This window comes from Salinibacillus aidingensis (assembly GCF_039522525.1).
Classification (GTDB): domain Bacteria; phylum Bacillota; class Bacilli; order Bacillales; family Alkalibacillaceae; genus Salinibacillus; species Salinibacillus aidingensis.
Genome location: NZ_BAAADO010000010.1, coordinates 16,674 through 40,708, shown reverse-complemented (window position 1 = coordinate 40,708; position 24,035 = coordinate 16,674). Strand labels below are relative to the sequence as shown.

The 24,035-nt window shown below is 41.6% G+C and carries 29 protein-coding genes and 1 other annotated feature; all 29 genes read right to left on the bottom strand.

Features of this window, described 5'->3' with window-relative positions; genetic code table 11:
* Positions 1–24: 24 nt before the first annotated feature.
* Positions 25–210, bottom strand: coding sequence for a type Z 30S ribosomal protein S14 (locus tag ABD006_RS17180; protein ID WP_044153340.1), 186 nt, complete (start codon positions 208–210; stop codon positions 25–27).
* A gap of 24 nt (positions 211–234) precedes the next feature.
* A complete protein-coding gene (gene rplE / locus ABD006_RS17175; RefSeq protein ID WP_343843791.1) occupies positions 235–774 on the bottom strand; it encodes a 50S ribosomal protein L5 in 540 nt (179 codons plus the stop codon).
* A gap of 28 nt (positions 775–802) precedes the next feature.
* Positions 803–1,114, bottom strand: coding sequence for a 50S ribosomal protein L24 (gene rplX / locus ABD006_RS17170; protein ID WP_343843788.1), 312 nt, complete (start codon positions 1,112–1,114; stop codon positions 803–805).
* 42 nt (positions 1,115–1,156) lie between these two features.
* The gene (rplN, locus tag ABD006_RS17165; protein ID WP_044153345.1) at positions 1,157–1,525 is read right to left on the bottom strand and encodes a 50S ribosomal protein L14; all 369 of its coding nucleotides are present in this window, start codon (positions 1,523–1,525) and stop codon (positions 1,157–1,159) included.
* 44 nt (positions 1,526–1,569) lie between these two features.
* Positions 1,570–1,833, bottom strand: a complete 264-nt coding sequence (rpsQ, locus tag ABD006_RS17160) for a 30S ribosomal protein S17 (RefSeq protein ID WP_343843783.1) — start codon at positions 1,831–1,833, stop codon at positions 1,570–1,572.
* 29 nt (positions 1,834–1,862) lie between these two features.
* Positions 1,863–2,057, bottom strand: a complete 195-nt coding sequence (rpmC, locus tag ABD006_RS17155; protein ID WP_044153347.1) for a 50S ribosomal protein L29 — start codon at positions 2,055–2,057, stop codon at positions 1,863–1,865.
* Complete coding sequence (gene rplP, locus ABD006_RS17150; protein WP_044153348.1) at positions 2,047–2,481, bottom strand: 50S ribosomal protein L16; 435 nt, start codon at positions 2,479–2,481, stop codon at positions 2,047–2,049. Before rplP ends, rpmC begins: the two co-directional genes overlap by 11 nt.
* Before the next feature lie 18 nt (positions 2,482–2,499).
* Positions 2,500–3,141: a 30S ribosomal protein S3 gene (rpsC, locus tag ABD006_RS17145; RefSeq protein ID WP_343843777.1), complete on the bottom strand. Its 642-nt coding sequence runs from the start codon at positions 3,139–3,141 to the stop codon at positions 2,500–2,502.
* A gap of 3 nt (positions 3,142–3,144) precedes the next feature.
* A complete protein-coding gene (gene rplV, locus ABD006_RS17140) occupies positions 3,145–3,486 on the bottom strand; it encodes a 50S ribosomal protein L22 (RefSeq protein ID WP_044153350.1) in 342 nt (113 codons plus the stop codon).
* Positions 3,487–3,504: 18 nt separating this feature from the next.
* Positions 3,505–3,783 (bottom strand): 30S ribosomal protein S19, encoded by a 279-nt coding sequence (rpsS, locus tag ABD006_RS17135; protein WP_044153351.1) that lies wholly within the window; start codon positions 3,781–3,783, stop codon positions 3,505–3,507.
* Between the two features lie 54 nt (positions 3,784–3,837).
* Positions 3,838–4,671, bottom strand: coding sequence for a 50S ribosomal protein L2 (rplB, locus tag ABD006_RS17130; RefSeq protein WP_343843772.1), 834 nt, complete (start codon positions 4,669–4,671; stop codon positions 3,838–3,840).
* A gap of 34 nt (positions 4,672–4,705) precedes the next feature.
* On the bottom strand, positions 4,706–4,996 hold the full coding sequence (gene rplW, locus ABD006_RS17125) for a 50S ribosomal protein L23 (RefSeq protein ID WP_343843769.1): 291 nt from the start codon (positions 4,994–4,996) through the stop codon (positions 4,706–4,708).
* The gene (rplD, locus tag ABD006_RS17120) at positions 4,996–5,619 is read right to left on the bottom strand and encodes a 50S ribosomal protein L4 (RefSeq protein WP_343843766.1); all 624 of its coding nucleotides are present in this window, start codon (positions 5,617–5,619) and stop codon (positions 4,996–4,998) included. Before rplD ends, rplW begins: the two co-directional genes overlap by 1 nt.
* 29 nt (positions 5,620–5,648) lie before the next feature.
* The gene (gene rplC, locus ABD006_RS17115; protein ID WP_343843763.1) at positions 5,649–6,275 is read right to left on the bottom strand and encodes a 50S ribosomal protein L3; all 627 of its coding nucleotides are present in this window, start codon (positions 6,273–6,275) and stop codon (positions 5,649–5,651) included.
* 32 nt (positions 6,276–6,307) lie between these two features.
* Entirely contained in the window at positions 6,308–6,616 is a 309-nt protein-coding gene (rpsJ, locus tag ABD006_RS17110) for a 30S ribosomal protein S10 (RefSeq protein ID WP_044153356.1), read from the bottom strand.
* A 551-nt stretch (positions 6,617–7,167) separates the two neighbouring features.
* Complete coding sequence (tuf, locus tag ABD006_RS17105) at positions 7,168–8,358, bottom strand: elongation factor Tu (RefSeq protein WP_343843759.1); 1,191 nt, start codon at positions 8,356–8,358, stop codon at positions 7,168–7,170.
* Positions 8,359–8,500: 142 nt separating this feature from the next.
* The gene (fusA, locus tag ABD006_RS17100) at positions 8,501–10,576 is read right to left on the bottom strand and encodes an elongation factor G (protein WP_343843757.1); all 2,076 of its coding nucleotides are present in this window, start codon (positions 10,574–10,576) and stop codon (positions 8,501–8,503) included.
* Positions 10,577–10,621: 45 nt separating this feature from the next.
* A complete protein-coding gene (rpsG, locus tag ABD006_RS17095) occupies positions 10,622–11,092 on the bottom strand; it encodes a 30S ribosomal protein S7 (RefSeq protein WP_044153359.1) in 471 nt (156 codons plus the stop codon).
* A gap of 48 nt (positions 11,093–11,140) precedes the next feature.
* Entirely contained in the window at positions 11,141–11,554 is a 414-nt protein-coding gene (gene rpsL / locus ABD006_RS17090) for a 30S ribosomal protein S12 (protein ID WP_343843754.1), read from the bottom strand.
* Between the two features lie 105 nt (positions 11,555–11,659).
* Entirely contained in the window at positions 11,660–11,911 is a 252-nt protein-coding gene (locus ABD006_RS17085; RefSeq protein ID WP_343843751.1) for a 50S ribosomal protein L7ae-like protein, read from the bottom strand.
* A gap of 123 nt (positions 11,912–12,034) precedes the next feature.
* Positions 12,035–15,649: a DNA-directed RNA polymerase subunit beta' gene (gene rpoC / locus ABD006_RS17080; RefSeq protein WP_343843748.1), complete on the bottom strand. Its 3,615-nt coding sequence runs from the start codon at positions 15,647–15,649 to the stop codon at positions 12,035–12,037.
* Positions 15,650–15,698: 49 nt separating this feature from the next.
* Positions 15,699–19,244, bottom strand: a complete 3,546-nt coding sequence (rpoB, locus tag ABD006_RS17075) for a DNA-directed RNA polymerase subunit beta (protein ID WP_343843745.1) — start codon at positions 19,242–19,244, stop codon at positions 15,699–15,701.
* Between the two features lie 509 nt (positions 19,245–19,753).
* Positions 19,754–20,359 carry a class I SAM-dependent methyltransferase gene (locus ABD006_RS17070; protein ID WP_343843742.1) on the bottom strand — a complete coding sequence of 202 codons (606 nt, stop codon included), beginning with the start codon at positions 20,357–20,359 and terminating at the stop codon, positions 19,754–19,756.
* Positions 20,360–20,531: 172 nt separating this feature from the next.
* Complete coding sequence (gene rplL, locus ABD006_RS17065; RefSeq protein ID WP_044153365.1) at positions 20,532–20,897, bottom strand: 50S ribosomal protein L7/L12; 366 nt, start codon at positions 20,895–20,897, stop codon at positions 20,532–20,534.
* Between the two features lie 95 nt (positions 20,898–20,992).
* Positions 20,993–21,496, bottom strand: a complete 504-nt coding sequence (gene rplJ, locus ABD006_RS17060) for a 50S ribosomal protein L10 (protein ID WP_343843738.1) — start codon at positions 21,494–21,496, stop codon at positions 20,993–20,995.
* Between the two features lie 39 nt (positions 21,497–21,535).
* Positions 21,536–21,696: a sequence feature (ribosomal protein L10 leader region), on the bottom strand.
* Between the two features lie 55 nt (positions 21,697–21,751).
* A complete protein-coding gene (gene rplA / locus ABD006_RS17055; protein ID WP_343843735.1) occupies positions 21,752–22,444 on the bottom strand; it encodes a 50S ribosomal protein L1 in 693 nt (230 codons plus the stop codon).
* A gap of 113 nt (positions 22,445–22,557) precedes the next feature.
* Positions 22,558–22,983: a 50S ribosomal protein L11 gene (rplK, locus tag ABD006_RS17050; protein WP_044153370.1), complete on the bottom strand. Its 426-nt coding sequence runs from the start codon at positions 22,981–22,983 to the stop codon at positions 22,558–22,560.
* A 149-nt stretch (positions 22,984–23,132) separates the two neighbouring features.
* Positions 23,133–23,666 (bottom strand): transcription termination/antitermination protein NusG, encoded by a 534-nt coding sequence (gene nusG / locus ABD006_RS17045; protein WP_044153371.1) that lies wholly within the window; start codon positions 23,664–23,666, stop codon positions 23,133–23,135.
* Positions 23,667–23,847: 181 nt separating this feature from the next.
* Positions 23,848–24,018 carry a preprotein translocase subunit SecE gene (gene secE, locus ABD006_RS17040; protein WP_343843729.1) on the bottom strand — a complete coding sequence of 57 codons (171 nt, stop codon included), beginning with the start codon at positions 24,016–24,018 and terminating at the stop codon, positions 23,848–23,850.
* Positions 24,019–24,035: the final 17 nt, after the last annotated feature.

Sequence of the window (24,035 nt, the reverse complement as noted above, 5' to 3'; positions counted from 1 at the left end):
TATTACCTCCTTCCCTATTGGGGTTTACCAACTAGCTTTTTTGACGCCTGGAATTTGACCTTTATAGGCTAATTCACGGAAACAAATACGGCAAAGTTTAAATTTACGAATAACGGAATGTGGACGTCCACATCTTTCACAACGGGTATATTCGCGGACTTTAAACTTCTGCTGGCGCTTTTGCTTCGCGATCATTGATTTCTTGGCCATGAATGAACCTCCTTTACATAGGATCTATTTTCTGAATGGCATACCGAACTGAGTTAGAAGTTCTCGAGCTTCTTCATCAGTATTGGCACTTGAAACAATCACAATATCCATACCACGTACTTTATCTACTTTATCGTAATCAATTTCAGGGAAGATCAGTTGCTCTTTTACGCCTAATGTGTAGTTTCCACGACCATCAAAGGCTTTGTTGGAAACCCCGCGGAAGTCACGCACACGTGGAAGAGAAACGTCAATAAGCTTTTGTAGAAACTCATACATACGATTTCCACGTAGAGTTACTTTTGCACCAATAGGCATACCTTCACGCAGACGGAAACCGGCGATTGAATTTTTCGCACGTGTTACGACTGGCTTTTGACCTGAAATAAGGGTCAGCTCTTCTACTGCATTATCCAGTGCTTTTGCGTTCTGAACAGCGTCACCAACACCCATGTTGATTACAATCTTTTCGATTTGTGGCACTTCCATAACAGAATCATAATTAAACTTTTCCATTAAGGATGGAATAATTTCATTTCGATACTTTGATTTAAGTTCGCTCATTTTTTAAGCCCTCCTTTCGCCGTTAGACTTATTTATCTAATGGTTCACCGGATTTTTTTGCAATACGTACTTTTTTACCATCTACTTCACTATAACCAACACGTGTTGGTTCACCGGATTTTGGATCAATTGGCATAACGTTTGAAACATGAATAGCAGCTTCCTGAGTTAAAATACCGCCCTGCGGATTATCCTGAGAAGGCTTAGCGTGCTTTTTCACCTGATTTACGCCTTCCACTAAAACACGATCTTTCTTAGGGAAAGCCTGTAAAACAGTTCCTTGTTTGCCTTTATCCTTACCTGAGATAACCATAACTTTGTCACCTTTTTTCACATGCATGACTCGCGCACCTCCTTACAAGGCTTTTCGTAATTAAGTTCTTTATAGAACTTCTGGAGCTAGAGATACAATTTTCATAAATTTATTATCACGTAATTCACGAGCTACAGGTCCGAAAATACGTGTTCCTCGCGGGCCTTTATCATCACGAATGATTACGGCAGCATTTTCGTCAAAACGGATATAGGAACCATCTTTACGACGCACTCCGCTTTTTGAACGGACAATAACAGCTTTGACTACTTCACCCTTTTTGACAACGCCACCTGGTGTTGCCTGCTTTACGGAACAAACAATAACATCACCGATATTCGCAGTTTTGCGGCCTGAGCCACCTAATACTTTAATCGTGGAAACTTCACGAGCACCAGAGTTATCCGCAACTTTTAAACGACTTTCCTGTTGGATCATAGCGGTGTGACCTCCCTTCAAAATGCGTTATAGCTTCTGAAACCTTATATAATAACCGCTTCTTCAACAACTTCAACTAAACGAAAACGTTTTGTAGCTGAAAGTGGTCGAGTTTCCATGATGGTTACAACGTCGCCTTTTTTAGCTTGATTGTTTTCATCATGAGCTTTGAACTTCTTAGAATACTTAACACGTTTTCCATATAGGGAATGGAATTTATAAGTCTCAACTAATACTGTGATGGTTTTATCCATTTTGTCGGATATAACACGACCAGTGTAAACTTTACGATTGTTACGTTCGCTCATCGAGGTATACCTCCTCTCAAATATTGAAATTACTCGGCGAGTTCTCTTTCACGTACAACGGTCTTCATACGAGCAATTGATTTACGAACTTCCCGGATACGGGCAGTGTTTTCAAGCTGTCCGGTAGCCAGTTGGAAACGCAAATTGAAGAGCTCTTCTTTTAAAGACTTAACTTTTTGTTCAATTTCGGCAGTGGTTAAATCTCTTATTTCATTAGCCTTCATTATTTTCACCACCAATTTCTTCACGTTTTACAAATTTGGTTTTAATCGGCAGTTTGTGAGAAGCAAGACGTAATGCTTCGCGAGCAACTTCTTCAGAAACACCTGCAACTTCAAACATGATCTTACCAGGTTTTACAACTGCTACCCATCCTTCAGGAGCACCTTTACCGGAACCCATTCGAACTTCAAGTGGCTTAGCAGTTTTTGGCTTATCCGGGAAAATCTTAATCCAGACTTTACCTCCACGCTTCATGTAACGAGTCATAGCAATACGGGCTGCTTCGATTTGACGACTGGTAATCCATGCACCATCAACCGCCTGAAGTCCGTATTCACCGAAAGAAACACTCGTACCACCTTTAGCGCGACCTTTCAGGTTACCACGAAATTGTTTACGATATTTAACACGTTTAGGCATTAACATTTTGCTTTTCCCCCTTCCTTAATCTTCATTCTTCGTTGGAAGGACTTCACCACGATAAATCCACACTTTAACACCTAGTTTACCGTAAGTAGTGTCGGCTTCTGCAGTTCCATAATCAATGTCTGCACGAAGCGTGTGAAGTGGTACAGTACCTTCGCTGTAATCTTCAACACGAGCAATATCAGCACCGCCAAGACGACCTGATACTTGAGTTCTGATTCCTTTAGCGCCTGCACGCATAGCTCTTTGAATGGCCTGCTTTTGTACACGACGGAATGAAACACGATTTTCCAATTGACGAGCAATGTTATCTGCAACTAGAGTTGCATCAAGCTCTGGTTTCTTAACTTCAACAATGTTGATATGAACCTTCTTACCTGTAAGGTTGTTTAATGATTTACGAAGTGCTTCTACTTCAGAACCACCTTTACCGATTACCATTCCTGGCTTAGCTGTGTGAACGGTAATATTGATACGGCTTGCTGCACGTTCGATCTCAACAGAGGAAAGGGCAGCATCACTCAGGCGGTTTTCAATATATTCACGAATTTTAATATCTTCATGCAATAGATCTGAATAATCATTTCCTGCGTACCATTTTGATTCCCAGTCGCGAATAACGCCTACTCGCAGACCTACAGGATTAACTTTTTGACCCACAGATTATCCCTCCTTCTTTTCTGATACAGTAACCGTAATATGGCTAGTGCGTTTATTGATTTGGGTTGCGCGACCTTGTGCACGAGGACGGAAACGTTTCAACGTAACACCCTCATTTACAAATGCTTCTGAAATAACCAGGTTATCAGGATCCAATTCATAATTGTGCTCTGCGTTCGCAACAGCAGATTTTAACACTTTTTCTACGATTGGAGAAGCCGCACGGTTTGTATGATTTAAAATAGCAAAAGCTTCGCCAACTTCTTTTCCTCGAATTAAGTCAACCACTAAGCGAGCCTTACGAGGAGCGATACGAACAGTTTTTGCAACGGCTTTAGCTTGCATCTTGTGTGCCTCCTCTCATTAGCGTTTTGTTTTTTTATCGTCGCCGGCATGGCCTTTAAATGTGCGTGTAGGTGCGAATTCACCTAATTTATGACCGACCATATCTTCCGTAACATAAACAGGTACATGTTTGCGTCCATCATATACCGCAATGGTGTGTCCTACAAAGTTAGGAAAGATGGTAGAACGACGAGACCATGTTTTAACGACTTGCTTTTTATTAGATTCGTTCAGATTCTCAACTTTTTTCATTAAATGATCATCCACGAAAGGTCCTTTTTTCAAACTACGACCCATCAGTAAACCTCCCTTCGCGATTGATAGACTTAAACGCAGCGCCTTTCAATCCCGCTATTTTTTCTTACGTCTACGTACAATATATTTATCAGATGGTTTGTTACGTTTACGAGTCTTAAGTCCAAGCGTAGGTTTGCCCCATGGTGACATTGGAGATGGAAGTCCGACTGGTGCGCGACCTTCACCACCACCGTGAGGGTGATCAACTGGGTTCATAACAGAACCACGTACTGTTGGACGCTTACCTTGCCAGCGAGTACGTCCAGCTTTACCTACAGTAATAAGTTCGTGCTCAATGTTTCCAACTTGACCTACAGTTGCACGGCAGGAAGATAAGATCATGCGTGTCTCACCGGATGCAAGACGTACTAATACATACTTCCCTTCTCTACCAAGGATTTGCGCCTGTGCTCCTGCTGAACGAACAAGCTGTCCGCCACGGCCAGGCTTTAATTCTACGTTGTGAATAATTGTACCAACAGGGATGTCTTTAAGCTCTAAAGCATTACCTGTTTTAATGTCAGCACCTTGACCTGATTGAATCTCATCGCCTACTTTAAGACCTTTAGGTGCTAGGATATATCGCTTTTCACCATCTGCATAATGAATAAGTGCAATGTTTGCAGAACGGTTTGGATCATATTCTACAGTGGCAACGCGTCCTGGTATACCATCTTTATCACGCTTGAAGTCAATAATACGGTATTTACGCTTATGACCGCCACCTTGATGACGAGTGGTCAAACGCCCCTGATTGTTACGACCTGCTCTTTTACTTAGTGGTGCAAGCAAGGTTTTTTCAGGTTTGTTCGTCGTAATTTCAGCAAAATCTGATGCAGACATATTACGACGACCGTTTGATGTTGGTTTGAATTTTTTAATCGCCATCTCTATTTCCCTCCTTTAGTTTCAATTGTTCGGCTTATACACCTTCAAAGAAGTCCAATTCTTTACTGTCTTCTGTAAGCTGCACAACAGCCTTTTTACGATTTGGACGATATCCACCGTAACGTCCCATTCTTCTGAATTTACCTTTTTGATTCAATGTGTTCACTTTATCTACTTGAACACCAAAAATTACTTCAACCGCATTTTTGATTTCTGTTTTATTTGCTTTTGAATCAACTTCAAAAGTGTATTTCTTGTCAATCATCAAGTCGGCTGAATCCTCCGTAATGACAGGGCGCTTTATAATATCGCGTGGATCTTTCATTATGCGAGCACCTCCCCTGCTTTTTCGGCTGCATCCTTCGTAATCACTAACTTGTCGTGAGTTAACAGGTCAAGTACGTTTACCTGCTCAACTGTCAGCACTTTAACACCTTGGATGTTATTAGCTGAACGCTCAACATTTTCATCACTGTCAGCAGTTACTATCAACGTATCTTCCGGAACGTTTAAACCTTCTAGCATTTTAACAACTTCTTTTGTTTTTGGTGCATCAAAAGAAAGGTTATCTAACACATAAATACTCTCTTCTTTTACTTTAGAAGAAAGTGCAGATCTTAACGCTAAACGGCGAACCTTTTTAGGAAGCTTATAGCTGTAACTGCGCGGTGTAGGACCGAAAACAGTTCCTCCACCTACCCATTGTGGTGAACGGATAGAACCTTGGCGCGCACGTCCTGTTCCTTTTTGACGCCATGGCTTACGACCTCCGCCACTAACTTCAGAACGATTCTTCACTTTATGCGTACCTTGACGCAAAGAAGCTTGCTGTGTCTGAACCGCTTCATGTAATACGTGAGTGTTTGGTTCAATTCCAAAGACAGCTTCTACTAGTTCTACATCTCCAGCTTTTGAGCCATCTTGCTTGTATAGTGCTACTTTAGGCATGACATATCCTCCCTTCATTTAATAGTCTTCTACGCCTTTACCGCACTTGTGATCGTTACGTAAGATTTTTTGGCACCTGGCACATTACCTTTAATAAGTAGTAGATTGTTTTCTTCATCTACTTTGACTACTTCAAGGTTTTGAATTGTAACAGTGTTTCCACCCATTTGACCAGGAAGCTTTTTCCCTTTAAATACGTGCATAGGGTCAATAGCCCCCATTGCACCTGGGCTTCTGTGATAATGAGAACCGTGTGTCATTGGTCCGCGAGCCTGGTTGTGCCGCTTAATTGCACCTTGGAACCCTTTGCCTTTGGAAGTACCTGTTACATCAATTTTTTCTCCAGGTTCAAAAACATTCACTTTCACTTCTTGACCCACTTCATAGTCGTCAAGATTTGTATTACGGATTTCGCGAACGTAGCGCTTAGGGTTTGTATTTGCTTTTTCAGCATGACCCTTTTCAGGTTTATTTGATCGAACTTCTTTTTTATCGGCAATTCCCAATTGAACAGCTTCATAACCATCGTTTTCAACAGTCTTTGTTTGTAAAACTACGTTAGGTTCAGCTTGAACGACTGTTACAGGAACCATTTCTCCTTCTTCAGAGAAAAGTTGAGTCATGCCAATTTTTCGACCTAAGATTCCTTTCGCCATCCGTTACACCTCCTATTTTTCAATCATATTTTTTATAGTTTTATTTCAATATCCACGCCAGATGGAAGATCCAAACGCATTAGTGAATCAACCGTCTGAGGAGTTGGGTTTACAATATCAATTAAACGCTTATGTGTGCGCATTTCAAATTGCTCACGAGCATCCTTATACTTGTGTACAGCACGAAGAACTGTGTAAACCGATCTTTCTGTTGGAAGCGGAATTGGCCCTGAAACATTAGCACCAGAACGCTTCGCTGTGTCCACGATTTTTACAGCTGATTGATCCAAAATTCTGTGATCATATGCTTTCAAACGAATACGAATCTTTTCTTTTGCCATTACTTTCCCTCCTTTTCGCCCATTTTGAATAGACATACTCCGCGAAAATTTCCCAACCACCCGCCATGGCAAAGGGGCCGGGTGTTTCGGCAACCTTTCGCATCATCGCCTTTATAGCCAACATTTCTTATTATATAGAAAATAAAGGCGGTTTGCAACCATGAATTCATTCTTTATGCATGATTGACACTTGATTTATTATACATACATATTCATCGGATTTCAACATACAGATGCATATGGTATAATTTTCCTTCTGAGTTGTGATACATATCTTATTTAACCAAAGGGTTTTGCATTAATGAGAGTTGTCTTTTTTTCAACTGATGAAGGTTATATTGTAACACGATTGCGATTCAAGGTCATTCACCATATGTATAATGAACTTTTTAGTAAGTTGTTTTTTTAATATATCCTTTATATTCTTCTATCTTCTTTGTCCTTCAAGATCAATACAAGTTTTCCATATTCCCGAATTTATATCAATCATCCAACAAAAAAAGGAGCTATCTCATTCATTGAGATAGCTCCTTTTTGCAAATCCTTATTCATTACTTTTCAATTGTAGAAACAACACCAGCGCCTACAGTACGTCCGCCTTCACGGATAGAGAATTTCGTACCGTCTTCGATAGCGATTGGAGAAATAAGCTCAACATCCATTTCTACGTTATCGCCAGGCATAACCATTTCTACTCCTTCAGGCAGCTGGATAACACCAGTTACGTCTGTTGTACGGAAGTAGAACTGTGGACGGTAGTTAGAGAAGAATGGAGTGTGACGTCCACCTTCATCTTTAGATAGTACATAAACCTCTGCTTTAAACTTTGTGTGTGGTGTGATGGAACCAGGCTTAGCTAAAACTTGGCCACGGTTTACTTCTTCACGGGCTACACCACGTAGAAGTGCACCAATGTTGTCACCAGCTTCAGCGTAGTCAAGAAGCTTACGGAACATCTCAACACCAGTTACAGTTGTTTTGGAGGATTCTTCAGCAAGTCCGATGATTTCTACATCGTCACCTACTTTTACTTGTCCACGCTCAACACGACCTGTTGCAACTGTACCACGACCAGTGATGGAGAATACGTCCTCAACTGGCATCATGAATGGCTTATCAGTGTCACGGTCTGGAGCTGGAATGTACTCATCAACAGCATCCATAAGTTCAAAGATTTTGTTTACATACTCTTCTTCACCTTCAAGAGCTTTAAGAGCTGAACCGGCAACTACTGGAATGTCATCACCAGGGAAGTCGTATTCAGATAGAAGATCACGTACTTCCATTTCTACTAGTTCTAATAGCTCTTCGTCGTCTACCATGTCAACTTTGTTTAGGAATACAACAATCGCTGGCACACCAACCTGACGGGATAGAAGAATGTGCTCACGAGTTTGTGGCATTGGACCATCAGCTGCAGAAACAACAAGAATCGCACCATCCATTTGTGCTGCACCAGTGATCATGTTTTTAACATAGTCAGCGTGACCTGGGCAGTCAACGTGTGCATAGTGACGAGTATCTGTTTCATACTCAACGTGTGCAGTAGAGATTGTGATTCCACGTTCACGCTCTTCTGGAGCACCGTCGATAGTGTCATAAGCCATTGCTTCACCAGTACCTGTCTTGTTGTAAAGAGCAGTAGTGATAGCTGCAGTTAAAGTAGTTTTACCATGGTCAACGTGACCAATAGTTCCAATGTTAATGTGCGATTTGGAACGATCAAATTTTTCTTTACCCATTTATATTTCCTCCTTAAATAAATAATTGTTTCCTATGGATAGAATTTATATAGTTTACTTGGAAGTGCGGATCATAGAGACTTACACACACTCCCAAGCCTCTAACTTCATTTATAATGGATGAGGATGAAAAAATCAATTATCATCCATTATTTTTTTTAATAATTTCATCAGAAATAGATTTTGGCACCTCTTCATAGTGACTGAAGTGCATAGTGTACGTTCCACGTCCTTGTGTGTTGGAACGTAGTGACGTTGCATAACCAAACATTTCTGATAGTGGAACAAAGGCATTTACTACCTGTGCGTTTCCACGTCCTTCCATACCTTCAACGCGTCCACGACGGGATGTAACATCACCCATAATGTCACCCATGTATTCTTCAGGAATCACAATTTCCACTTTCATCATTGGCTCAAGAAGAACCGGGTTACATTTGTTTTTCGCCTCACGAACAGCCATTGAAGCTGCTACTTTAAACGCCATCTCGTTAGAGTCAACGTCGTGGTAGGAACCATCATATAAAGTAGCTTTTACATCGATAAGAGGGTATCCTGCAAGAACTCCATTTTCAAGAGCTTCCTGAATTCCCTGATCGACGGATGGAATGTATTCACGAGGAACAACCCCTCCGACAATTTTATCGACGAACTCATATCCTGCACCTTCATCATTTGGTTCGAATTTAACCCAAACGTGACCATATTGTCCACGTCCACCGGATTGTCGAACAAATTTACCTTCAACTTCGGCAGGTGCACGGAAGGTTTCGCGGTAAGCAACCTGTGGTGAACCAATGTTTGCTTCCACTTTAAATTCACGCTTCAAGCGGTCAACGATAATATCAAGGTGAAGCTCACCCATACCAGAGATAATGGTCTGACCCGTCTCTGTATTGGTTTCAGCCTTAAAGGTTGGATCCTCTTCAGCTAATTTACCCAAGGCAACGGACATTTTATCCTGGTCTGCTTTTGATTTTGGCTCGATGGCCACAGAGATAACCGGCTCTGGGAATTCCATGGATTCAAGAATAATATTACTTTTCTCTGCAACCAGAGTATCACCAGTACCTGTATCTTTTAAACCAACAGCAGCAGCAATATCACCGGCATAAACCGTTGAAATTTCTTCACGGGAGTTTGCATGCATTTGCAGAATACGTCCTACACGTTCACGCTTATCTTTCGTTGAGTTCTGGATATAAGAACCAGAGCTCAACGTTCCTGAATATACCCGGAAGAATGTAAGCTTACCAACATATGGGTCTGACATTACCTTAAAGGCAAGAGCTGAGAATGGCTCATTGTCATCCGCCTTACGAACAACCTCTTCCTCTGTTTCTCTGTCTTTACCTTCAATTGGAGGTACATCTAATGGAGATGGCAGATAGTCAATAACTGCATCAATCAGTAATTGAACCCCTTTGTTTTTGAAGGCAGAACCTACTAGTACAGGATAGAATTCAACGTTTAGTGTAGCTGTACGAATTGCTTGTTTAAGTTCCTCATTCGTAATCTCTTCACCTTCAAGATACTTCATCATGAGGTCCTCATCCAATTCAGCTACAGATTCCACTAATTTGGCGCGATATTCTTCTGCCTGCTCCTTGTATTCATCAGGAATAGGTCTTGATTCTGTACGAGTACCGAGGTCATCCATGTAATAGAATGCCTGCATGGTGACTAAATCAATAATACCTTCAAATTCATCTTCGGCACCGATAGGAAGTTGAACCGCTTGTGCGTTTGCACCTAAACGATCATGCAGGGTGCTTACTGAGTATAGGAAGTCCGCCCCTACTTTATCCATTTTGTTAACAAACACAACACGCGGTACATGATAGGTTGTAGCCTGACGCCAAACCGTTTCTGTCTGCGGCTCCACTCCGGATTGCGCATCCAGTACGGCCACGGAGCCATCCAAAACACGCAATGAACGTTCAACTTCTACCGTGAAGTCCACGTGTCCTGGTGTATCAATGATATTGATACGGTGATCTTTCCACTGAGCAGTTGTTGCAGCGGAAGTAATGGTAATTCCGCGTTCCTGCTCCTGATCCATCCAGTCCATTTGGGAAGCACCTTCGTGAGTTTCCCCAATTTTATGGATACGTCCTGTATAGAAAAGAATACGTTCAGTTGCGGTTGTTTTACCGGCATCAATATGGGCCATTATCCCAATATTACGTGTTCTTTCCAAGGAGAACTCTCTAGCCATGAACTTTTCTCCTTCCTAGAGTATAGTTTTGTAGAATGAATGTCATTACCAGCGATAATGAGCAAATGCTTTATTGGCTTCTGCCATTTTGTGCATATCTTCACGTCTTTTTACTGCTGCACCTGTGTTGTTGGATGCATCAAGAATTTCGTTTGCAAGACGTTCTTCCATCGTCTTCTCACCGCGTTGGCGGGAGTATAGGACAATATGACGAAGACCTAATGCCTGACGACGTTCCGGACGAACCTCAACTGGTACCTGATAGTTTGAACCACCAACACGACGGGCACGAACTTCAAGCACAGGCATTACGTTTTTCATCGCTTCTTCAAATACTTCCATAGCATCTTGTCCGCTGCGTTCATTAACTAGTTCGAACGCTTTGTACAAAATCTTTTGTGCTGTTCCACGTTTACCGTCAACCATAATCTGGTTAATCAAACGTGTTACGAGTTTAGAATTATAAATCGGATCTGGCAGTACGTCACGTTTTGCCACTGGACCTTTACGAGGCATACGTTCCCCTCCTTTCATTCTGTTCAATTATTCTGGTTTGTATAAAAGTTATTTCTTAGGTCTCTTTGTGCCGTATTTGGAACGACCTTGCTGACGACCTTCAACTCCTGCAGTATCAAGAGCACCACGTACAACATGGTAACGCACACCTGGCAAGTCTTTAACACGACCACCACGAATTAATACAACACTGTGCTCTTGCAAGTTATGACCAATACCAGGAATGTAAGCACTAACTTCAATTCCATTTGTTAAACGAACACGTGCATATTTACGAAGTGCTGAGTTCGGTTTCTTAGGTGTTAGTGTTCCAACACGTGTACACACGCCACGTTTTTGTGGTGAGGATTGGTCAGTCATTTTCTTTTTATGACTATTATATCCTTTGTTTAGTGCTGGAGAGTCTGACTTTCCAGTTCTGGTTGTACGACCTTTACGTACTAATTGGTTAATAGTTGGCATCTTAGTTTTCCTCCCTTCATTCGCCGTTTTGTAATACCACACATCCAGGTGGTTCATAAAAAGGCAAAAAAACAAAGTCTTAACGATCACATAATCGCCAGAGCTTTATTTCTTTATTGCGACGGTAGCTGCACCAACATCAATCCCGCATGCTTTTCCCAATTGCTTCATGGAATCCACATAAACGACGGGTGTCTTTAAATCTTCAGCCAGGCGTACTACCCTATCAGTTACTTTTCGTTCAGCATCTTCTGCAACGAATACCTCTGAAACCTGGTCGCTCTTTAAAGCCTTCATTGTCTGTTTTGTACCTATTACTGCTTTCGATTTATCCTGTGCTACTTTTTCATAAGACATATGCATCCTCCAAAGCAACAGGGCTAAATAGAAGCACCTTGAATATATTATCACTCTAGATTATGAAAGTCAACCTTGATTTTCATATCATCCAAGGTGCTCTATTTACCTATTTAACATTGATTACTGTGTTGTTATTTGTTCGTTGACTTCCTCTGAAACAACTTCAGGTTCAACGTTCTTTTTCATATCTATGCTGCGGTAACGGTTCATTCCGGTACCAGCAGGAACAAGTTTACCAATAATCACATTTTCTTTCAAGCCTAATAGTTCATCCCGTTTTCCTTTGATAGCTGCATCTGTCAGTACCCTTGTTGTTTCCTGGAAGGATGCGGCTGATAAGAATGAATCCGTTTCAAGGGATGCTTTGGTAATACCTAAAATGACTGGCTTACCTACAGCAGGATTTTCTCCATCTCTAAGCGCCTTCGTATTAGCATCTCTGAATTGGAATGTTTCCAGCAGTGATCCTGGAAGTACATCTGTTTCACCAGATTCAACGACACGAACCTTTCTAAACATCTGACGTGTCATAACTTCAATGTGCTTATCAGAGATTTCAACACCCTGCATACGGTAAACTTTCTGAACCTCTTTCAGAATATACTTCTGAACCGCTTTTGTACCGCTAACCTTCAGAAGCTCTTTAGGATCAATAGAACCTTCTGTTAACGGCTGACCTGCTTCGACTTTATCTCCTGTAGTTACTTTTAGTCGTGCGTTGTAAGGCACATTATAGGTCTTGCTTTCTACTTCACCCTGTACAACAATTTCAAGTTTATCTTTTACTTCATTAATGTTCTCAACCGTACCAAATATTTCGCTGATTACGGCCTGACCTTTAGGATTTCTTGCTTCAAACAATTCCTGAATACGCGGAAGACCTTGTGTGATATCGTCTCCTGCTACCCCACCAGTGTGGAAGGTACGCATTGTAAGCTGTGTACCTGGTTCCCCGATGGATTGAGCTGCAATGATTCCCACTGCTTCTCCCACTTCAACTTCTGAACCTGTAGCAAGGTTACGTCCATAACATTCCTTACATACCCCATGTTTTGTATTACATGTGAATACGGAACGAATATAAACTTCCTCAATACCTGCATTAACAATCTCTTTTGCTTTGTCTTCTGTAATGTATTGATTACGACGAAGAAGAACTTCACCGGTCTCAGGGTGACGGTGAGTCTTAAAGGCTGTACGTCCGATAAGACGATCGATTAATGGAACGATAATTTCGTCCCCTTCTTTTAAGGCACTGACGAACATACCACGGTCGGTACCACAGTCATCTTCACGAACAATTACATCCTGTGCAACATCTACAAGACGACGTGTCAAGTATCCGGAGTCAGCTGTCTTAAGCGCGGTATCCGCAAGACCTTTACGGGCACCGTGTGTTGAAATAAAGTACTCAAGTACAGTCAGTCCTTCACGGAAACTGGATTTGATCGGAAGTTCGATAATTCGACCGGATGGATTGGCCATCAGACCACGCATACCTGCAAGCTGAGTGAAGTTTGATGCGTTACCACGTGCACCGGAATCACTCATCATAAAGATTGGGTTTGTCGATTCAAGAGACTGCATCAGTTTATCCTGAATATTATCTTTTGCTTCCGTCCAGATAGCGACCACGCGATCATAACGTTCCTCACCGGTGATTAAGCCTCGGCGGAACTGTTTAACAACTTTATCGATTTTTTCCTGTGCCTCATCCAGGATTTCCTGCTTTTCAGAAAGAACAACGATATCAGATACACCGACAGTAATACCCGCCTTCGTCGAGTACTCAAAGCCTAAGTCCTTCATTCTGTCTAGCATCTTGGATGTTTCTGTAATCTTATAGCGTTTAAAGACCTCCGCAATGATATCTCCCAGAATACCTTTCTTAAATGGAGGAATAACTTCGCGTTGGGCGATTTCTTCAGGTACGTTTGTGCCCTTAGCAATAAAGTATTTTTCAGGCGTTTTTACCTCTAAGTTATCTGCTGTCGGCTCATTCAGATAAGGGAATGCATTTGGCAGCATATTATTAAAGATCAGTTTACCGACAGTAGTCAGAAGCAGCATGCCGTTTTGTTCTTCTGTAAAAGTTTTGTTGTTTAAAGACCCGGCATCTACAGCAACACGCGTGTGAAGGTGTACATAGCCGTTTCGATAAGCCATTAATGCTTCGTCTAAGTCTTTAAATACCTTCCCTTCACCAACAGCATTTTTTCTCTCAAGAGTTAAATAATAGTTCCCTAATACCATATCCTGTGATGGTGTAACAACTGGTTTTCCATCTTTAGGATTCAAGATGTTCTGAGCAGCAAGCATCAGAATACGGGACTCCGCCTGTGCTTCCGCAGATAATGGAACGTGCACAGCCATTTGGTCACCGTCAAAGTCTGCATTATATGCTGTACAGACTAATGGGTGAAGACGAATCGCACGACCTTCAACCAACGTCGGTTCGAATGCCTGGATACCAAGCCTGTGCAAGGTTGGTGCACGGTTTAATAACACTGGATGTTCCTTAATGACTTCTTCAAGAACATCCCAAATCTCCGGATGCAGCCGTTCAATTTTACGTTTTGCTGATTTAATATTATGAGCAATACCACGGTCAACAAGCTCTTTCATAACGAATGGCTTGAATAATTCAATAGCCATTTCTTTCGGCAGACCACATTGGTACATCTTAAGGCTCGGACCAACCGCAATTACGGAACGGCCAGAATAGTCTACACGCTTACCAAGTAAGTTCTGACGGAAACGACCCTGCTTACCTTTTAACATATGAGATAAGGATTTCAGCGGACGATTTCCCGGTCCTGTAACCGGACGGCCTCTGCGTCCATTATCAATCAGGGCATCTACAGCTTCCTGAAGCATACGTTTTTCATTTTGAACGATAATCGTTGGTGCACCTAAGTCCAACAAACGCTTCAAACGGTTGTTACGGTTAATCACACGACGGTATAAATCGTTCAGATCGGATGTAGCAAAGCGGCCGCCGTCCAGTTGAACCATTGGTCGAAGTTCTGGAGGTATGATTGGTAATACATCTAACACCATCCATGACGGATCATTGCCGGAATTACGGAAGGACTCAAGTACCTCCAGGCGCTTAATGGCACGAGTTCTGCGCTGACCCTGAGCCGTTTTCAGCTCTTCCTTCAGCATATCAACTTCTTCGTCTAAATGAACATCCTGAAGAAGCTTGCGGATGGCTTCAGCTCCCATTTGAGCCTGGAATGTTGCCCCATATTTATCCCGGTATTGACGATATTCTCTTTCGGACAGCAATTGCTTCTTTTCAAGTGGTGTGTCACCAACATCAGTTACGATATAAGCCGCAAAGTAAATGACTTCCTCAAGCGCACGTGGGGACATATCAAGTACCAGACCCATACGGCTTGGAATTCCCTTAAAATACCAAATGTGAGAGACAGGGGCAGCTAATTCAATATGCCCCATACGCTCTCTTCGTACTTTGGATTTTGTAACTTCGACTCCACAACGGTCACAAACAATCCCTTTATAACGCACCCGCTTATACTTCCCGCAATGACATTCCCAATCTTTTTGAGGGCCGAAAATACGTTCACAGAATAAACCGTCTTTTTCCGGCTTTAACGTACGGTAATTAATGGTTTCTGGTTTTTTAACCTCACCATAAGACCAGGAACGAATTTTTTCAGGTGCGGCTAAACCTATCTTCATGTATTCAAAATTATTTACATCTAGCAAAGGGCCTACCTCCCTTAGATTATCCGGATTTTCGCTAGTTTACCTTTTATCAATTTGCGTCTTCACGTTGTTCCATATCTACATTCAATTGTTCAGCAGATTGATCATCTTCTTCAATATCACGCATTTCAATCTCAGATTCATCACTTGATAGAATCTTCACATCCATGCCAAGACTTTGCAATTCTTTAATTAATACCTTGAATGACTCTGGAACGCCTGGTTCAGGAACATTATCTCCCTTAACCACAGATTCGTAAGTTTTCACACGACCGACAACATCATCGGACTTGACAGTCAGGATTTCCTGGAGTGTATAGGCTGCACCATAGGCCTCTAATGCCCAAACCTCCATCTCTCCAAAACGCTGTCCCCCGAACTGTGCTTTACCACCAAGTGGCTGCTGAGTTACAAGGGAATATGGTCCAGTTGAACGAGCGTGCAGTTTGTCATCCACCATATGTGCCAACTTAATCATGTACATGACACCAACGGAGACACGGTGGTCAAACGGTTCCCCTGAACGACCGTCATAAAGGACGGTTTTTGCATCCCGGGACAGACCTGCTTCTTCCAATGTATCCCATACGTCATAGTCGGAAGCACCGTCAAATACTGGCGTTGCGACGTGTATACCTAGTTCACGAGCAGCCATTCCGAGGTGTAATTCTAATACCTGACCGATATTCATACGGGATGGCACACCCAGTGGATTAAGCATGATATCAATAGGTGTTCCGTCAGGTAAGAATGGCATATCCTCTTCCGGAAGAATGGTTGAAATAACACCTTTGTTTCCGTGACGTCCGGCCATTTTATCCCCGGCATTGATCTTACGTTTCTGAACAATGTAAACACGCACTAATTGATTGACACCTGGAGGCAATTCATCGTCGTCTTCACGGTTAAAGATTTTAACATCAAGGACAATACCTCCGCTGCCATGCGGAACACGTAATGAAGTATCCCGTACTTCACGGGCTTTTTCACCAAATATGGCATGCAGCAATCTTTCTTCGGCTGTTAGTTCTGTAACACCTTTAGGAGTTACTTTACCTACTAAAAGATCTCCGTCACCCACTTCAGCTCCAACTCGTATAATTCCCCGCTCATCAAGGTTGCGCAGGGCATCTTCACCTACGTTTGGAATGTCACGAGTAATTTCTTCCGGCCCTAATTTCGTATCACGTGCCTCTGATTCATACTCTTCAATATGAATAGATGTATAAACATCATCTTTTACAAGGCGCTCACTCATAATAATAGCGTCCTCATAGTTGTATCCATCCCAGGTCATGAAGCCGACGAGTACGTTTTGACCAAGAGCCAGTTCACCTTGCTCCATGGATGGTCCATCAGCAAGAATATCACCTTGTTTTACTCTTTCCCCGTTCTCAACAATTGGCTTCTGGTTATAGCAAGTTCCCTGGTTGGAGCGAATGAATTTCTGGAACTTATAAACGTCTACATCTCCTTTTACCTCTTTCCCATCAACTTCGGAAATGCGACGGACATGTACTTCTTTAGCTTCTACTCGCTCAACAACCCCGGCATGCTTGGCTCTAACCGCAGCACCTGAGTCCTTACCGGAAACGTATTCCATACCAGTACCCACAATTGGTGATTTTGGATTAATCAACGGTACAGCCTGGCGCTGCATGTTTGCACCCATAAGCGCACGGTTGGAGTCATCATTTTCAAGGAATGGGATACAAGCTGTCGCCGCAGATACCACCTGTTTTGGTGATACGTCCATATAATCAATACGATCTCGACGGACGACTGTGTTTTCTCCTCGAAAACGGGCAATAACTTCTTCTTCAACAAATCGGCCTTCTTCATCTAAGCTGGCGTTTGCCTGCGCAACTACATAGTTATCTTCTTCATCCGCTGTCAAATAGTCAATCTGCTCAGTAACCTTACCTGTCTCAGGATCCACTCGTCGATAAGGGGTTTCAATAAAACCGAATTCATTGACCTTGGAATAAGAAGATAATGAGTTAATCAAACCAATGTTCGGACCCTCAGGTGTTTCAATCGGACACATACGGCCATAGTGAGAATAGTGAACGTCACGCACTTCAAAACCGGCGCGTTCACGGGTGAGTCCGCCTGGTCCAAGTGCTGACAGACGTCGTTTATGAGTCAGTTCAGCTAATGGGTTCGTCTGGTCCATAAACTGTGAAAGCTGCGAGCTTCCAAAGAATTCTTTAATAGATGCAATAACAGGTCGAATATTAATGAGCTGCTGTGGTGTAATAGAATTCGTATCCTGAATGGACATCCGTTCACGGACAACTCTTTCCATCCTGGATAAACCAATCCGGAATTGGTTTTGAAGCAGTTCACCAACTGAACGTAAACGTCTGTTACCCAAATGGTCAATATCATCTGTATCTCCAACACCATGCAGGATGTTGAAGAAATAACTGATTGATGCAATCATATCAGCAGGGGTAATATGCTTCACATCATAATCAATACCAGCATTACCTGTTACCTTTAGCGTTCTTTCACCTTCAGGGTCTGATGGATCCATAATCTTAATGGACTGTATGCGCACAGGATCATCAAGAACGCCTTCATGTGGTTCAAGAATCTGTTCGCCCACATTTTCCTCAGAACCTTCCAGATAAGGCAGAAGTTTATTCAGAAGTGGTCGATCAATTTTATCCCCTTTTCGGCCGATCACTTCACCCGTTTCCTCATCAACAATGGTTTCAGCCAATGTCTGATTAAATAAACGGTTTTTAATATGCAGCTTTTTATTCATTTTATAGCGACCTACACGTGCAAGGTCATAACGCTTGGGATCAAAAAAGCGTGAAATCAGCAGACTTTTTGCACTTTCAAGAGTAGGCGGTTCACCTGGACGCAGACGCTCGTAAATTTCAAGCAGCGCCTTTTCACTGTTTTCAGTGTTATCCTTATCCAAGGTGTTTTTCAGAAATTGATTTTCGCCAATTAAATCAATAATTTCTTCATCAGTTCCAAATCCTAAAGCGCGAAGCAGAACAGTGATCGGAAGTTTACGCGTACGGTCAATACGTACATGCGCAACATCTTTCGCATCTGTTTCAAACTCCAGCCACGCACCACGGTTAGGGATTACGGTTGTGGTATACCCTTTTTTACCGTTTTTATCGATTTTTTCACTGAAGTACACACTTGGAGAACGGACTAACTGTGAAACAATGACACGTTCAGCACCATTTATAATAAAAGTACCGGTGTCTGTCATGAGAGGAAAATCTCCCATAAATACTTCCTGTTCTTTCACTTCACCTGTATCGTTATTTAACAAACGAACTTTCACACGTAGAGGAGCGGAATAAGTGACATCTCGCTCTTTTGCCTCACCCACTGGATACTTTGGTTCACCAAAGCTGTAATCCACAAATTCCAACGATAAATTGCCAGTAAAATCTTCAATTGGAGAAATGTCCTTAAACATTTCCTTCAAACCTTCTTCTAAAAACCACTGGTAGGATGCAGTCTGAATTTCGATAAGGTTTGGTAATTCCAGTACCTCACTTATACGTGCGTATGTCCTACGCTTGCGTAGTCGACCATATTGAACTAGTTGACCTGCCAACTGATTCACCCCTCAAAACAAGCATATTTATTATAGAAAACCCAGACTTCCACACTCTAAAAGCCCGGAGTTTACTGAACAAAATCGTAATGATAAGATTATCCGGTCCTTATCTGTCCGGATCCGGAACCTTAAACAGAACGGCATACTGAACATGCTTGCTTCTGATTTGTTTATAAATCTCCACAAGCATCGGGCAGCAGTCGTTCCAGAGAAAAGCCAACATGGACGTCAGTGTTTATTCCAAGATGTATCATGCTGGACTGTAAAGAAAATAGAATCCTAATACATATACGTATAAAGGCTGAAAGGTATTTACACTTTATGGAGAAGTATGGTTATGTAGTTCTGCATCATATATTTCTTATAAGTCTTACAATATCTCTACTGATTTTATTAGTGTAACCAAACTTTCGCATGTTCTATACCTTATATCAAAAATATAAAAATCCCCCTTGACAAGAGGAAGTTATTATTGGCATTTTTTAATAATAGCACAGCTTAAAAACTCAGTCAAACTTTACTGCTCTTAAAAGATAATAACCTTTATCTTTCTTCATCACACTTACTTCCGAAAAAATTTCTTCTAATTTTTTCTTTGCAGATGGAGCCCCCTGTTTCTTTTGAATAACTACCCACAAAGCTCCACCACTCTTTATATAATCAAAACTATTTTCAAGTATGGTGTGAACAACTTTTTTACCCGCACGGATTGGCGGATTGGTAAGAATCGCCGCAAACTTTTGCTGATCGAATGCCGCAAATAAATCACTCTCTAAAACCGTAACATTTGAAATGCGATTCTGTTCAGCATTCTGCACAGCTAATCCTAACGCTCTTTTGTTGATATCACTCATAAAAACGTGTCTATGCGGAAAGGATTTAGCAAGGCTTAGTCCGATAGGTCCATAACCACAGCCAAGGTCCAGAAAATCACCTTCCGCTTGTGGCTCTTCGAAGTTTTCTATTAGTACTCCCGAACCAAAATCAACCCCACCCTTTGAAAAAACACCAATATCCGAAGTAAATTGTAATGGATAATTCCGAAGTCTGTATGTCCACGTTGCAGGGTTACTTTTACTTGAAGGATCTGTTGAATAATAATGCTCCGACATAGAATGAACACCACCTGTTTTTCAAGCATGTCATGTTTAAATCTAGTTATATCCCAAACATAAAGTTACATACTTGGAAAAGCTGATATAACATGGAGGATGCTTTATAATTTCCTGCACCATATAAGAAAAGCTCGCCGGTGTCCAGCGAGCTTTTCTCTCTATCATTTTATTACTTCAATTCTACAGAAGCACCAGCTTCTTCTAGTTTACCTTTGATTTCTTCAGCTTCTTCTTTAGAAGCGCCTTCTTTAACAGGCTTTGGTGCGTTATCTACTAGATCTTTTGCATCTTTCAGGCCAAGACCAGTGATTTCGCGTACGGCTTTAACAACTTTAATCTTGGAAGAACCTGCATCTGAAAGTTCAACATCAAATTCTGTTTTCTCTTCAGCAGCCTCTCCGCCTGCAGCGCCACCAGCTACAGCAACAGGCGCAGCAGCTGTTACACCAAATTCTTCTTCGATTGCTTTAACTAAATCGTTCAGTTCAAGAACGGACATTTCTTTAATTGCGTCAATAATTTGTTCTTTAGTCAATTTCATTTCCTCCTTATAATTTGTAATTAATTTTATAAACCGTTTCTTTCGGCTTATCTATATAAACTGACTTAAAAATCTGAATAACCAGGCGATTAAGCCCCTTCTTCTTCATCCTTTTGGTCCGCAATAGCTTTTGTTGCATATGCGAAGTTACGTACTGGTGCCTGAAGCACATTAAGCAGCATGGATAGAAGACCTTCGTAGGATGGAAGCTCGGCAAGCTCTTTGATTTGATCAAGAGTTGCTACGTTCCCCTCAATAATTCCGCCTTTAATTTCTAAATCCTGATGCTCTTTAGCAAAATTATTTATAATTTTAGCCGGAGCTACAACATCATCCTTACCAAATGCTAGTGCTGTTGGTCCAACTAACACTTCGTCAAGTTCCTGAAAGCCTGTCTCTTCTGTTGCACGGCGAGTCATTGTGTTTTTGTAAACTTTAAAATCCACATCTGCTTCACGCAGCTGTTGACGGAGTTCAGTTACTTCTTCAACATCAAGTCCGCGATAATCAACAAGAAGAGTGGTTTTGCTGTCTTTTAGTTTATCAGCAATATCGGAAACAATTTGTTTTTTGTGTTCGATGATTTGGCTCACTTTTCCACCTCCTATGGTTTGTTTATACCGATTGCGGGTGTATTCATTAAAAATACCTCCACTGAAAGACAGAGGAGGTATACGCATTAACCAATTTATAAACATACATGGTGTATGTTTTACATATCGTATTAACACACCTCGGTAGGAAATTAAGCGATAAACGCACCTACTGTCTTCGGTATTTCTTATATTTAATTTAACAACAAATCATATTATATTCAAAATCAAACCCGGTGTCAATATCTATTTTAATTATAGATATTTAGAAACGTCTACGTGTACGCCAGGTCCCATTGTTGAAGAAATAGATACGTTGCGCATGTAAACACCTTTGGAAGATTGCGGCTTAGCCTTAACAACCTGTTCAACAACAGCTTCAAGGTTTTCTACAAGCTTTTGATCTTCAAAGGATACTTTACCGATTGGTACATGGATGTTACCGGATTTATCAACACGGTATTCAACCTTACCAGCTTTAATTTCGTTAACGGCTTTTTCTACTTCAAAAGTTACAGTACCGGTTTTAGGGTTTGGCATTAGTCCTTTAGGTCCTAACACACGACCAAGCTTACCTACTTCAGCCATCATATCAGGAGTTGCTACAACAACATCAAAATCAAACCATCCCTGGTTAATTTTGTTGATGTAGTCCTGCTCTCCTACATAATCAGCTCCAGCAGCTTCTGCTTCCTTGGCTTTATCCCCTTTAGCGAATACTAATACTCGCTGAGTTTTACCGGTTCCGTGTGGAAGCACCATTGCTCCGCGGATTTGCTGGTCTGCTTTCTTAGGATCTACGCCCAGACGAAAAGCAGCTTCAACAGATTCATCAAAGTTTGCTGTTGCAGCCTTTTTCACAACTTCAACAGCTTCATTTATTTCATATGCTTTTGAGCGATCCACAAGCTTTAAAGCTTCTGCATGCTTTTTGCTTTGTTTAGCCATACTATTTTCCTCCTCAAAATTGTGGTTTTAACGGTTTTACCTCCCACTATAAAGGTTGCGGAAGTTTTACTGGAACCCCCGCAACCTCTACCTACTTCCACGAAAGCGTGGGATTAATCCTCAATTACAATACCCATACTACGCGCGGTTCCTTCAACCATACGCACAGCAGCTTCCACGTTAGCAGCATTTAAATCAGGCATTTTTGTCTCTGCAATTTCGCGTACTTTATCGCGTTTTACAGTCGCAACTTTATTGCGGTTTGGTTCACCTGATCCTGACTTGATACCGGCCGCATCCTTCAATAGAACTGCAGCAGGCGGGGTTTTCGTAACAAATGTAAATGAACGGTCTTCAAAAACCGTAATTTCAACCGGAATAATCATACCAGCTTGTTCCTGCGTACGAGCGTTAAATTCCTTACAGAATCCCATGATATTAATACCAGCCTGACCCAATGCAGGACCTACTGGTGGAGCTGGGTTCGCTTTACCTGCAGGAATTTGCAATTTAACAACTTTAATTACTTTTTTAGCCACGAGACACACCTCCTTAAGTCCGTGATGTGGTATTTGGGGTCCTGGCCCCTCCCACTTATTTTCAACTTTATAAAATCCTCATACTCTAGGCATAAAGAACATAAAAATTTTAGCATCTTTACCTTACAATTGCAAGGGGTATTCCTGGATTATAGTTTTTCCACCTGTGAAAATTCCAGTTCTACCGGGGTTTCCCGTCCAAACATATTTACATGGACCTTGATTTTTTGCTTATCTAGATCAATCTGCTCCACTGTACCAGCGAAATTGGCAAACGGTCCATCTGTTACACGAACATTTTCATTTATTTCAATATCAATATCGGTAACAGGTTCATCAATACCCAGGCGCTTCAGAATAGTGTCTACTTCTTCCGGTAAGAGAGGGATAGGCTTCGTTCCAGATCCGGTTGAACCAACAAAACCTGTTACACCAGGTGTATTACGTACAACATACCATGAGTCATCCGTCATCACCATTTCAGCAATTACGTAGCCCGGGAAAACTTTCTTTTTATTGGTTTTCCGCTTCCCATTCTTAATCTCCGTTTCTTCCTCTTCAGGAACCAGTACGCGGAAAATTTTATCCTGCATCCCCATGGTTTCTACTCGCTTCTCTAAATTTGTTTTTACTTTATTTTCATACCCTGAATACGTATGAACGACATACCAATTCTTTTCCATAAGTTAGGACAATCCTTTGTCCTTCCCTCCCTTACTCATAGTATCTAGTGTCAGCTGATGTATAATGAGACTCCGGACAATCCTTTCATCTCTGAAAATCTGTTCAATAGAAAAAAACCCTTATCGCGGGTTTTTTCCATGAAATAACTATATTTTACATTATAGCATATTTATCGTTCGTTTATTCAAAAAACAGTTCTAATATTTGTGAAATGCCTAAATCTACAACGGCAAAAAATACGGTTACAAATGCAACAGTTGTCACAACTGTAATCGTGTAACGGGTCAGCTCTTTGCCTTTAGGCCAGCTAACCTTCTTCATTTCACGAACGACATCTTTCAAAAACTTCATGTTTGAACCCCCAACCT